Origin of the sequence: Flavobacterium sp., from assembly GCF_036405015.1 — a bacterium.
Classification (GTDB): domain Bacteria; phylum Bacteroidota; class Bacteroidia; order Flavobacteriales; family Flavobacteriaceae; genus Flavobacterium.
On the sequence record NZ_DASWYK010000146.1, the window covers coordinates 1 to 13143 of the forward strand.

8 protein-coding genes are annotated in these 13143 nt (G+C 35.8%); 4 read left to right on the top strand and 4 right to left on the bottom strand.

The genetic code is table 11. The annotated features are described in order from the left end of the window. Positions 1 to 368 precede the first annotated feature (368 nt). The 3 genes from VGE71_RS11250 (at position 369) to VGE71_RS11260 (ending at position 5972) form a co-directional block, all read left to right on the top strand. The gene (locus tag VGE71_RS11250; RefSeq protein WP_331138412.1) at positions 369 to 3455 is read left to right on the top strand and encodes a TonB-dependent receptor; all 3087 of its coding nucleotides are present in this window, start codon (positions 369 to 371) and stop codon (positions 3453 to 3455) included. 24 nt (positions 3456 to 3479) lie between these two features. After that, positions 3480 to 4967 carry a RagB/SusD family nutrient uptake outer membrane protein gene (locus VGE71_RS11255; RefSeq protein WP_331138413.1) on the top strand — a complete coding sequence of 496 codons (1488 nt, stop codon included), beginning with the start codon at positions 3480 to 3482 and terminating at the stop codon, positions 4965 to 4967. Between the two features lie 465 nt (positions 4968 to 5432). After that, positions 5433 to 5972, top strand: a complete 540-nt coding sequence (locus VGE71_RS11260) for an NADPH-dependent F420 reductase (protein ID WP_331138414.1) — start codon at positions 5433 to 5435, stop codon at positions 5970 to 5972. Between the two features lie 319 nt (positions 5973 to 6291). Here VGE71_RS11260 and VGE71_RS11265 read toward each other — a convergent pair whose 3' ends face one another. Both VGE71_RS11265 and VGE71_RS11270 read right to left on the bottom strand, forming a co-directional pair. After that, a complete protein-coding gene (locus VGE71_RS11265; protein ID WP_331138415.1) occupies positions 6292 to 8640 on the bottom strand; it encodes a glycoside hydrolase family 35 protein in 2349 nt (782 codons plus the stop codon). A gap of 253 nt (positions 8641 to 8893) precedes the next feature. Then, positions 8894 to 11338 (bottom strand): glycoside hydrolase family 95 protein, encoded by a 2445-nt coding sequence (locus tag VGE71_RS11270; protein ID WP_331138416.1) that lies wholly within the window; start codon positions 11336 to 11338, stop codon positions 8894 to 8896. A 490-nt stretch (positions 11339 to 11828) separates the two neighbouring features. Between VGE71_RS11270 and VGE71_RS11275 the strand changes: the two genes are divergently transcribed. Further along, complete coding sequence (locus tag VGE71_RS11275) at positions 11829 to 12020, top strand: ATP-binding protein (RefSeq protein ID WP_349257405.1); 192 nt, start codon at positions 11829 to 11831, stop codon at positions 12018 to 12020. Between the two features lie 239 nt (positions 12021 to 12259). Here VGE71_RS11275 and VGE71_RS11280 read toward each other — a convergent pair whose 3' ends face one another. Then, positions 12260 to 12547, bottom strand: coding sequence for a helix-turn-helix domain-containing protein (locus tag VGE71_RS11280; protein WP_331138417.1), 288 nt, complete (start codon positions 12545 to 12547; stop codon positions 12260 to 12262). A gap of 230 nt (positions 12548 to 12777) precedes the next feature. Continuing rightward, on the bottom strand, positions 12778 to 13143 hold a 366-nt coding region (locus VGE71_RS11285), incomplete at its 5' end, for a hypothetical protein (protein ID WP_331138418.1).

Below are 13143 nucleotides of genomic sequence, written 5' to 3' on the forward strand. Positions count from 1 at the left end.
AGCTAAAAATACAAGAATCCAAAATACAAGATTACAAAATACAATCGATTGTACAAAAATACTCAATTATCATAACATAATAAGTGTTTTTTGTACATTTTTAAATTAACATTCCCATTTTTTATTTTATTTGTCACAGAGAAAAAACTTAATCGAATCTTCTGTAAAAATGCATTTTAGTTTTTTTTCTTTTTCTAAATATGCAGTTTTCTTCAAACTATGTAATTTTTAGAATATATATTAATCGATCTGCTGCAAAACTTAATAGTTTAACACACAGCCCATAACAGCTGTATTAAAAAAAAACAATACGTTTGAAGAGCTTTCTCGCGAAAGCCGAAGCAAACTAATTTTAACCAAATAAACAAATGAAAAAAGTGAAAAAAAACAATCTTATTCCTGATTTACTCGGCAGGAGATGGATAATTGCATTACTTTGGATAATCACAGCATCTGTCAATTCATTATATGCAGGTGAGAATGGAACATTCAGTGCTAGATTTACATCGGTTTCTCTGCAGCAGAAGAAGACGGTAACAGGACATGTTGTTTCTTCTGAAGATAACTTAGGTTTACCGGGGGTTAATGTCATGATAAAAGGAACTACAAAAGTCGCCGTTACAGACTTAGATGGAAATTACAGCATTGAGATACAATCAGATCAGGACATTTTAGTTTTTAGTTCTATAGGATCTGCAACACAGGAGATCAAAGTAGAGGGAAAATCGGTGATTGACGTTTCAATGGCTGCAAGTGCAGAAAATCTTGAACAGGTGATCGTTGTAGGCTACGGTTCACAAAAGAAAACTGATCTTACAGGTGCCGTTACGACGATAAAAGCAAAAGACATTAATGGAATTAGAGGAGGAAATGCCGCTGAGGCATTACAGGGTAAAAGCGGACTTACAGTTGTTTCTGCAGGTGCTCCAGGTGCAAGTCCCACAGTTAGAATCCGCGGTATTGGAACAAATAGCGATTCTTCGCCCCTTTATGTAGTTGACGGCATGATGACAAACGACATAACCTGGCTTAATCCCAACGATATCGAATCTATGAGTATTCTAAAAGATGCATCAGCAACCGCTATATATGGTTCCAGAGGTGCAAATGGCGTAATTCTGATAACTACTAAAAAGGGCAAGCTGGGAAAAAGTATAATTACTTATTCAGGAAGTGTTGGACATCAGTATGTTGTAAATAATTATAAAACTGCAGATGGTTCTCAGTATGCTTCTCTAATGAATACTGTTGCCGCTGCATCAGGACTGCCCCAGCCATATCCAAATCCTTCTCAGTTTGGCAAAGGCACAGACTGGATGGATGAAATCAGCAGAACTGGTCTTATGAGCGATCATCAGATTTCTGCTTCCGGAAGCAATGAAAAAGTAACTTATAATATTAGTCTTGGATATTTTGAACAGGAGGGTGTATGGAACTTTACGGATTATAAACGCTGGACCCTGCGTCTGAATAATGAATATAAACTTAGCAGTAAAATTAAAGTTGGGCATAATTTTAATATAAGTAATGCAAACACCGGCCAGTCACTTAGCTATAGAACCGTACGTTCCGTATTGTCAGGTTCTCCGCTTATTACTCCAAAAAATGATCAGGGCGCTTATAATCAGATGCAGAACAATGATCTCATAAATCCTGTGGCAGAACTTGACTTTAATAAAGATGCTAATACAAACGATCTTCGTTTTGTAGGTGATTTATGGGGAACATGGGACATCTTAGAAGGGCTTCAGTTCAAAACTTCTTTCGGGGAAGACTGGATGCTTACACGTTTTGACCAATTTCTACCCCAGTACAGTATAAATCCCTCTTTCCAATTTAATAATCCAAACAGTTATGTTGAAAACTACAGCACTAATAATACATGGCTTTGGACCAATACTCTGACATATGATAAAAAAATAAATGAAATACACCGATTAAACCTGCTTGCCGGCCAAAGTTCAGAAGCTTCACAATGGAGAGGTCTCGGTGCGACCGGAAGAAACTACGCAGTTGACAATCTTGATTATGCAACTATTTATTCAGCAAGTATTAATAACAGAACTGTTAATGCGTTTTTGCCTTCAAAATCCTCTAGGGCTTCTTTCTGGTTTAGAACAAACTACGCACTGAAAGACCGATATCTTCTGACAGCCACTATCCGTGCGGACGGTTCTTCAAAGTTTGGACCAAATAACCGATGGGGATACTTTCCATCTGCAGCACTGGGCTGGAGAATAAGCGAGGAAAACTTCCTAAAAAAGGCTGGATGGCTAAACAACTTAAAAATAAGAGGAAGCTGGGGTATGACCGGAAATGACAAAATATTCAACAATGTTTCGTATGCTCTTGTAACGCAGAGTGATGAATTCCATGCAATATTCAATAATCAGATCAATCCGGGAGCAGGAATTGTAAATGCGTACAATCCTAATGTAAAATGGGAAAACAATGTACAGACGGATTTTGGACTGGAAATGTCCGCTTTTGACAGCAGGCTTACTTTTGAAGTAGATTATTTTAATCGAAAAACAGAAGACTTATTAATGATACTACCTATACAAGGAGGGTCAGTAGGTATAGTTCCAACATACAGTAATGCGGGAGCAGTTCAAAATAAAGGATATGAAATTATGCTGGGATGGCAGGATAATAAAAAGGAATTTAAGTATGGCATAAATTTTACAGGCAGTTCTTTTAAAAATGAGGTTGTAGACTGGAATGGTCTTACCACGACGAACACAACATTCTCTACAACACTTCAGACACGCATACAGGAAGGCCAGCCCTTCAACTATTTCTACGGATATAAAACCCAGGGTATTTATCGAACTCAGTCAGATATAGATACATGGAATGCGTATGCAGTTAGCAAAGGAAAAACAGCGTATCACACGGCAGCAAAAATAGGAGATTTGATTTATGCAGACACAAATGGAGACGGACAAATAACACCCGATGATCAGACTAATATTGGTAATCCTTTTCCAAAATTTACTGGAAGCATCGCTTTGAATGCAGAATTTAAGAATTTTGACTTTAATCTTGATTTCGCAGGAAGTTTTGGTGCAAAAGTAATGAACAACTCATATAACGATTTCAACTCTCCAAATAACAATATGCATAAGGACTGGCTTGATTCGTGGACTCCAGACAATACGGATGCTTCAATGCCACGTCTTGCTGCCGGGTCTGTAAATATGAACAGAACGATAGATATCATGGTATTCAGCGGTGATTTTGTAAAATTACGATCGGCAACACTGGGTTACACTCTGCCGGACACTGTAACTGAAAAAGCAGGAATAAGCAGACTGCGTTTCTATTGTACGGGAGCTAATCTTCTGTATTTTACAAAATACAAAGGTTTTACTCCCGAATTAGCTGATGGACTGGATTATAATTCTTTCCCAATTTCAGCAAGCATTCAATTTGGAATGAACCTTACTTTTTAAATAATTATAAAAACTTAATTAAGCATGAAAAAGCTAAAATATATATTAATCTTCAGCGGATTGGCTCTCCTGTCATCTTGTGATGATTTTCTGGATGTTACCCCTCAAGGTCAGCTTACCACAGATGTTTACTTTTCAGATGAAGAAAGCATAAATGATGCCCTTAACAGAGTATATTCTTCAATCAACTGGAGGTTTTTCAGACTTGGGACAATGTATTTTACGTCACATGAATTTTCTTCAGATGATGTCAAAATGAATACAGGTGATGTTAATTTCACCTCTGCCAACACCTTTACCAATAATGCTTCAAATATATATCTGGAGCGACTTTGGGAAAGATGGTACCAATATCTGAATGACTGCAATCAGGTACTTCAGCTTACAAGTAAATACAGCGGTCCAAAAGCCACCCAGTATAATGCTCAGGCACGTTATTTTAGAGCATACTGGCATTTTGATCTGGCAAATGTTTTTGGTGATGTAGTGATAAGAGATCATGTTCCAGCAGCAAACGAATTTAATATTCCCAAAAGTTCTCAGGAAGATGTCTACAAACTCATAATTAGTGATCTGGAATATGCTGCTGAAAACCTGCCTACACGCCAGCAGTGGGGTCAGGCTAATCTTGGCCGTGTCACTAAAGGCACCGCACTTGGACTTTTGGCTAAGGTTTACTTATACAAACAGGATTATGCAAATGCTTATAAGTATGCAAAACTTGTTGTACAGAGTGGTGAGTATCAGTTAGACCCTGTCTTTAGGAACCTTTTTGCAATTGACGGCAAATACTCTGTAGAAAGCATGATGCCAGGTCATTACATTTATCAGAACATAGCTGGAAGACTTAGAAATCCCTATGTAGAATTTCAGGGAATTCCAGGAACAGGGTTAGGAAGCGCATTTTTCACACCATCAGATGAGCTGGTAAACAGTTTTGAAGCTAATGATCCCCGAAAAGCAGCATCTATATTTAATAAAGGCGAGACTATTGAGGGCTACACAGGGACTCTAAATTGGTCACCGGGATTCCAATATGCCAACAAAAAAGTAATCTGGCCGGCATCCCAATGGCCTGATGCTGATTTTTTCAAACAGCAGCTTAACCTTCCATTTCTTCGATATGCAGATTTACTGCTGATATATGCAGAAGCTGCTAACGAAACAGGAAACACAAGTGAAGCGCTTGATGCGCTTGAACAGATTAGGTTTAGAGCACGCGGAAATAAAACTTTTGCCGCAGCGGGAATACTTCCTCAGGTTACCGTAACTGACAAAGCGCAATTACGTCTGCTAATTTGGAAAGAAAGAAGGGTAGAGCTTGCATTGGAAGGAAACCGCTGGTTTGATCTTGTCCGCTATGAGAAAGTTTCACCTGGCTACACTACTGCCATTATGAATAGTCTGGGCAGAACTAATTTTAGTTTCCCGAAAAACAGTAAATTTCCAATTCCATCAACATTTATAACCAATTCAAATGGTGTTTTGAAACAAAACCCTGATTGGCAGTAAATAAACTATTCTAAAAGCTTTTTTTTGGGCCGCTGTTTATATTGTAACAGCTGCCCAATTTTTTATCGCATTGACCATATTTTTAAATTTAAAATCGTTAAAGCTGATCTGTCGAAGCAACAAATTTAAATAATTAATAAAGCTGAAATGAAACTGTCACATAAATATCAAATATTTAAAACAATTGTTTACGGCGTTTTAACTATATGTCTGGGAGCAATAGTTTACATTATTTTAGAAACGCAAATGCTGTTTTATTTGCTATTTTACTCGGGTTTGATTTACTTTTTGGCTGCTTTTCTCATCTTCCTAAAATATTATAAAAAGCAGTAATGCAACAATTCAGAAAACTTCATTTAATAAAAAATTAAACTAAAAAATTAATGAGAGGATATAACAGAAAGATAAAATCATTTCCTTATTTCCAATCATTATTCTGTAACACATAAACACAATATTACATGTATGAAAGTTGGAATCATAGGAATTACCGGCATCACTTTAGAATTTGCCTGCAGAGCAGCAAAACTGGGATATGAAGTTTTAGTCAGCAGTACTGGAAGCAGTGTATTACTAAAAGAAACTGTACAGAGGATTAGTGGAAATATAAAAACTGTTACGGTTTCTGAAGCAGCTTGTGCAGAAATTCTAATATTATTTATTCCCAGAGAACAGCTCGAATCTTCTCTAAAAAAACTTCCGGACATGGTTGGAAAAATAGTTCTTCACACCAATAATCCTATATTTTATTATGAGGCTTCAGCGCCAGTAATGATTGAAGGATCATCGTGCAGAATAATTAAAGCTCTTCTCCCTGGAATTCATCTTATAAAGATATTTAATTCTTTAATCGATAAACATTCATCTGCTGCGCAAAAATGTCATAAAAGCAAGACTGAAATTTTTTATTCAGGTGATGATGTAAGAGCTAAAAACATCGTAAAGTTTTTTTTAGATAACTTGAATTTTGCAGGAATTGAAATTAATAAAAAATGCAGTATCTAAAACTAGAGTAATATAACTGGCATATAAAAATGGAACATAGATTTTTCAGAATCTTAATTATTAAAAATTTTAATGCTGTAAAAATAAGATTAATAATGTCTTTAGACACACACGGAGAAAATCTTCTGAAGAAATTTCAGCGCCTCATTAAAAATGAGGCGCTGAAAATCTTAATAATGAAACCTATAGTAAATATGATCCGACCTTGGATCTCTATTACTTCATCTGTAAATATTTTTTTGATTTGATAGGTCACTCAACAGTTTTACTTTGCTCGATAAAATTCTTAAGCAAAATTAAACGTATACAAAACCTGTAACTATTTTTTCTCATTGCCTCGTTTAATATTAAACTGTTTTTCCTGCAGATAAAAACGATATTCTTTAATTATTCCTGTCCTTATTTTATCTGTCCTTGGCAGCGCCTTAAATCCCGTTACATTAACGTTCTCTCCCATATCTATAACTACAGCATGAGGAAAAGCAGCTTCTTTTTCATCAATCTTAGTCTGCCAGATAACAGATTCTTGGAGATCAAATATTTTATCAGCTGAACTTCCTGAAATAGTTACTTCTTCGCTATCCGCGTAGACTACCTTCCAATTCAATGACGATAATGCTTTCCCATCCTGGCCAATTAGTTCTAATTCAGCAAGAGATGTTGATTTATCTAAAACCTGCTGCGAACTAAGTACTTCAAGACAAAAATAACGGCCTTTTACTGCTGATGAAAACTTAACTTCTTTCCAGCCCGGTTCATTAGTAAAACTCCCACTCACAGAAGGTTTTGATCCACTAAGGTCTAATAGTTCGTCTTTTTTGCGGTGCAGCAGAGAAGCATCGGAGATAATTTCAAAAACTGGTGCCGAAGCACTTCTGATAGTCGGCCTCCTATGACTCTCAAGGTCAAAAACAATTATTTCATTATTACCCTTATTTAACCATTCCCCTGGGAGATACATCGTTTGGGTAGGTCCAATTTTCCAATATCGTCCTAGATTATATCCATTAACCCATACCATTCCCTTACCCCATCCTCGCATATCGATATAAACGTCACCCGTGTTACTTAGCTCAAAACTAGATTTATACCATCCCGGCCCTTCTACTTTGAGATCCCCATATTTTAAGTCTTCTTGAAATGAGGCATCGACAGGAAAATTATAGACCTCCCAGTTTCGAATTTCGATCTTTTCTTTTGAATCTAAAATGTACGCCTTACCATCAATTCCTTTTCTATCAATTATTCCTTGTCCATAGTTTACTCTTCCTGTTGACTCAACTAAAATATTTAATTGGGCATCTTTTTTAAATGCGGGAAGCTTGATGCTGGTTTCATTAAACCTTCTATCCAGCTTACCTATAAACTTATTATTTAAATAAATTACTGCATAATCATGAACATTATCTATTTTTAGAATCCTCTCTGAATTATTTGCGGATATAGTTGTTCTATACAGTATTCTTCCCCAGCCTTGATCAAAAAACTCCATTGATTTTGGATATTCAGTTTCATTGGGTGATTTTAAATTTTCAAACAACGCAGCTTTTTCAGAAAATAAAATCTCGGGCAAGCTTATAAATTTTGAATTCTCAGATGGCATTGGTGCAATACTCTCTCCTTCATTTAAGTAATTTTTCAGAAGTTCTCTGATTGCATAAAATTTTTCTGTTGGTTTTCCAGACTCGCTTATTGGTGCATCGTAATCATACGAAGAGACCGTGGGAGCATATGGCGGAGAATTAGCACCTGCCCACTGGCCGAAAGAAGTTCCTCCGTGAGCCATATACAGACTAAAGGAAATTTTTTGATCCATCATATCTTTCAAACTGCCTAAAAAAGTTTCAGTTCCTCTTGTTTCATGAGGTCTTCCCCATTGGTCAAACCAGCCAGTCCAATATTCGCTGCACATTAAAGGCGCATCGGGATAAACCGTTTTAAATTTTTTAAATTGGTTTTCTATATTAGATCCAGCACCAAAATTAAGGGTGCTGGCAACCCCTGAAACCTGATAGCGATCAAAGTTTGAAGCCCAGTCGCATCGAAAAAGCTGTACTTTATCAAAACCTGAAGCTCGTATAAGATTACGGATTGCCGACATATATTGTCCATCATCTCCCCAGACACCATATTCATTTTCTACCTGAACCATAATGATATTTCCACCATTCTGAATCTGAAACGGAGCCAGCTCTTGTCCTATTTTATTTAAATAAGAACCAACACTTTTCATATAAAAAGCATCTTGGAGTTTACGGACTTCAACCCCATCCTTTTTAAGCAGCCACCAGGGAAGTCCTCCCATATCCCACTCAGCACATACATAAGGTCCTGGACGAACAATACAATACATACCGTTTTTCTTAATCAGTTCAACAAAAGCAGCTACATCATTCTGTCCTGAAAAGTCGTAAACACCTTCTTTCTGTTCATGAAGATTCCAAAAAGTATAAATGCAGATAGTATTCATACCCATGGCTTTGCACATCTGAATCCTATGTTCCCAGTATTCTCTTGGTATTCTTGGATAATGCAGTTCCGCTGCACGAATTACAAAGGGCTTTCCATTAAGTTCAAATTGATTTTTACCTGCTGTAAAACTATTCTGAGCCCTGCTGTTAAAAGCGGTTAAATAAAACAAAAATCCGATTAGGAGTAATTTCCTCATTGTTCTTAAATATTGTATTTTAAATAAATTTGTTAAAACTGCAGCTTTATACTTATAGTGTTTGAAACCTCCAGATTAGTCTTGAAAAAGCCGCTATTTTACTGTTTTAATTTCGCATCCAGGAAAACAAGTCATTTTGTATCTAACCTCTAGTATTTATAATGGCGTTTATAACAGAATGCTAAAAAGATAACCATAGATTGTTAAGTTGTGGAATAATCAATTGTTGCTTATGATCACTTTTTAATAATGACTAATTAATTTTATAAGATTTCCCCTTTTTAGTCTGAAATACTGCAGTATAATAAATCCCCGACCTACTAGTTTTCACTCCTTTTATACTAATTGGTGTCAGACTTCTTAATTTACATAATTCTCCATTTAGGGATTTTATGCTCCCGCTATCTAAAATTCCATTTTTCCATTTTAAATCTATTTCAAATCCTCCTCTTGCTTTAAGGCCTTTAACCTCACCTTTACTCCATGCTTGAGGAAGAGCAGGCAACAATTGAACCTCATCTAAATGGCTCTGAATAAGCATTTCAGCAATACCAGCCGTAGCACCAAAGTTGCCATCGATCTGAAAGGGCGGATGACCGCAGAATAAATTTGAATAAGTTCCACCAGCATCCGACATATTCACACGATAGCTTTCCGTGGGATGTAGTGTTTTTTGGAGAAGCCCATAAGCTCTATTTCCGTCTTGAAGTCTTGCCCAAAAATTGATTTTCCACGCTAAAGACCATCCAGTTCCTACATCTGTTCTGATATTAAGGACTTCTTTGGCCGCTCCTGCCAGATCAGGAGTAAGAAAAGGGTTAATCTGATTTCCAGGATACAAACCAAATAAATGCGATACATGCCTATGAGTTATTTCGGTCTCTTTAAACTCCTCGCTCCATTCCTTTAATCTTCCGTCAGAACCAATTCCCGGTACATAAAGATCAGGAATTGCTTTAGTAATTTGCTGTATCAATTCATCATTATCTCTCATAAGAATAGAGGCTTTTTTTACAGCTGACAAAAGACCATAAATAACCTGCTGGTCGTGAGCCGGCCCCATGCTTATGAAAACTTTAGAACCATCTGGACTAATAAAACTGTTCTCGGGCGATGTTGAAGGTCCCGAAACAAGTTTTCCATTGGAAGGATTTCTGACAAGCCAATCTAGATAAAATTGAGCGGAACCTTTTAAAATTGGATAGATCCGTTTTAAATAGTCGGGGTCTTTTATGAAATTATAATGATCCCATAACTGCTGAGAGAGCCATCCTCCTCCTGCCGCGTAAAGCCCCCAGCCCACACCTTCTCCCGGAGATGTAAATCCCCAAACATTTGTTATTGCTTGAGAACACCAGCCATTTAAGCCATACTGTATTTTTGCAGTTTTACCGCCAGGCTTTACAAGTGATTCAACTAGATCAGTAAATGGACTGTAACAGTCACTTAAATTAACGATATCTGCAGGCCAATAATTCATCTGAACATTGATATTTGTATGATAATCGCTGTTCCATGGCGCTTGAATTTTATTAGACCATAGACCTTGTAAATTTGCCGGTAGTGAACCTTCTCTAGATGATGATATTAGCAGATAACGGCCAAATTGAAAATATAGCTCCTGAAGATGAAGATCATCAGCATTTCTTAAGCGCTGGTCTGTAGGAATACTATCGTTTTTTAGCTCCGATAATTTAAGGGAAGTTCTATCAAACATTTTTTTATAATCCTGTTCATGCCTCTTAAAAAGCTTCTCGTACGGGAATACTAATGCTTTTTTAAGATTAATCTCGGAAGTCTTTGAAGGGTCTTGTCCTTTGTAAATCGGATAGTTCAATGCATAATCTGTGGATGCTGTGATTAAGATTGTAACATTATCGGAATCAGTTACTAAAATCTTACCGTCTTTGTATCTGACTTCTCCTCCACTTGTAACGGCTTTTATCCTAAGACTATATTCCATGCCGTCCCCGCCTTTTCCATCATCCATAAAACCGTTGACCAGAAGCTGATCGTTCTGAGTCTGAACCTTGTATCTCTCTTTTCTTTCAAATCCCGCTGTAAAACTTATTGACTTTGAAACATCACATGAAAATTTTACTGCTAGAATTTTATCAGGATAACTTGCAAAAACTTCTCTCACAAACTTTTTACCATTCTGTTTATAAAAAATTGAAACCAGCCCTTTTGCAAGATCGAGCTCTTTTCGGTAATCAGAATATGGTGATTCATCACTTTTAAAATCAAAAAACAAATCGCCCAGTGTCTGATAGCTTCCATACTGCTTCCCTGAAGAACCTGGTCCCTGGCACGCTTGTGTTTTAATTGTCAGGTCATTCGCTTCTTTAAATTTGCCTTCAAAAAGCAGTTTGCGAATGGCAGCCAGAGAATTAACTGCCAAAGGATTGTCTGAGTCCTGAACACTTCCCGACCATAATGTTTTCTCATTAAGCTGGATTCTTTCTCTCTTTACATCTCCGTAAATCATTGCCCCCATAAAACCATTTCCCACAGGAAGTGCCTTTAACCATTCACGATCACTTTCCCATGGATCTTTTACATCGGGAACTGACGAACTAGCAGGGTGATTAAACCAGATTTTTAAATTTCTTTTATCCTCGACACTGTTCTGTGCCTGACAAAAAGATACTCCGCAAAACGCTGCTGTTACAATAGTTATTCTTAAAAACCTTGACATATTTAAATTCAATACTGATTACTTAATGATTATTTTTTACTTAAATATATTTTAAAATATGCTGACAAAAGTTTAATCTCCACCCTTTTCTTAATCTCAGAAATGTAAAAAATTGAACTTTTATTAAATCTTAAAATTTGTATTTTCAAACCTATACACTAATTTGGAAATAACTGTCACGAGCTGTGTGTTAATTTATTTTTGATTATTTGGAATTTATATTTTTTTTGCAACAAAAAAATGAGACCGTTTCACAAATAATTTAACCTTTCCAAGTTTTGCGTCATTCTCAAGACACACAACATTTCAAACGTTTCTCAAAGCATTAAAATTAAACTCTTCTTTACTATGTTTCGAGGTACTAAGCGTCCCTCTCCAAAATTAGAAAACAGATAAATTATATAAAGAAATAGTTAGAATCCTATTCTTATTGAAGTACATTTAGCTTTGCTGTTTTACTTATACAAAAAAGAGTTTATTTCTGAACAGAATCACACTTTTAGAGATCATCGAGGACAGGCACAACAATGGCTCAATTATTGTCACATCGCAGATCCCCGTTCAGGGATGGTGTGACATAATAGGCGAGAAAACTATAACAGATGCAATCCTGGACAGATTAATACGTCAGGCCCACAGGATTGAGCTGCATGGGGAATCGATGAAAAAGAAAAAAGCATAATCAAGGAATAATTATTTATCTATATTTGAAACAATAATTAACACACGAAAAAAAGTAGTTTTTTAGGTGCTCACTTTGCACAGAAATTAGATGGTCACTTTAAACTGGAAACAAGTGGTCAATAACACTGAGTTTTACAGCATGCTCGTGGTGCATTACTTTTCAAAAGCTTTTAAATCATTAAAATCAAGCTCTTATACTTTTAAGTTTGAATTACATAAGCCATATAAATCCAAACTTTATTTTTTAGTTGAATTTGTGTAATTGATAGCCTCTTGTTCGATTTGAGAAATTGATTTAGACTTATTTTGCAATAACCATTCGTCAATCTCTTTTTTAGTGAAGAATAATGTTCTGTTATTAGGCTTAGAATAGGGTAAAATGTTTTTATGTACGAGCTTGTATACATAACTTTTTGAGAACCCTGTGTAGTTTACAACATCATCTACATTTAATATTTGTTTAGATGTCCCAATTATTAGACTTTCTAATCGGTTTAATTTTTGAAGGAGTTCATGGCTTTCCATAATTGATTTCTTTTATCGTTATGGGGCCAAAATTATAGTTATGACGATTCATTGCAAATAGGGTAAAAGACTGATATAGGACGAAAAGTAAAATTTTACCCTAAAATATAATTCCTAATACATTATTATCAAGATTCATTTATTGCAGTTTCAATATAACGTACCTAAATCACTGCGACAAAGTATAAAAGTCGCATAGGACAACACTCAAACAAAAAAGGAAAAAAGTATTATTTTGCGGGAGTCCAGTTGTTATAAGATTTATTTATGTTTTCTTTTTTTATGATCTGGCCATCCTTAGTGAAATTTTCTACAATCAAATCCATAATTACGCTTCTTCTTTTCCCTTTTAGATTCTTAATTCCATCTTTTATTATGTTTTCATGCAGCATGTCGAAAATAAAACCGAAAGTTATTTCCTTGCTTTTAGCATCTGTAGTGGACTTTTGCCCTTTCAGATCGATCCATTTAATTTTTTCAGTCATTTTCTGCCCACTAGCAAATAAAACTAAATTTTCAAAAGTGACTTCACATCTGTTATTTTTAATTATCTCATTATCATATAATTCTTTTAAATCATTGTCCTCATTATATTC

Excerpts from the sequence above, each read along its gene's own strand:
- VGE71_RS11250 (WP_331138412.1), top strand. The coding sequence starts at position 369 with ATGAAAAAAGTGAAAAAAAACAATCTTATTCCTGATTTACTCGGCAGG.
- VGE71_RS11255 (WP_331138413.1), top strand. The coding sequence starts at position 3,480 with ATGAAAAAGCTAAAATATATATTAATCTTCAGCGGATTGGCTCTCCTG.
- VGE71_RS11260 (WP_331138414.1), top strand. The coding sequence starts at position 5,433 with ATGAAAGTTGGAATCATAGGAATTACCGGCATCACTTTAGAATTTGCC.
- VGE71_RS11265 (WP_331138415.1), bottom strand. The coding sequence starts at position 8,640 with ATGAGGAAATTACTCCTAATCGGATTTTTGTTTTATTTAACCGCTTTT.
- VGE71_RS11270 (WP_331138416.1), bottom strand. The coding sequence starts at position 11,338 with ATGTCAAGGTTTTTAAGAATAACTATTGTAACAGCAGCGTTTTGCGGA.
- VGE71_RS11280 (WP_331138417.1), bottom strand. The coding sequence starts at position 12,547 with ATGGAAAGCCATGAACTCCTTCAAAAATTAAACCGATTAGAAAGTCTA.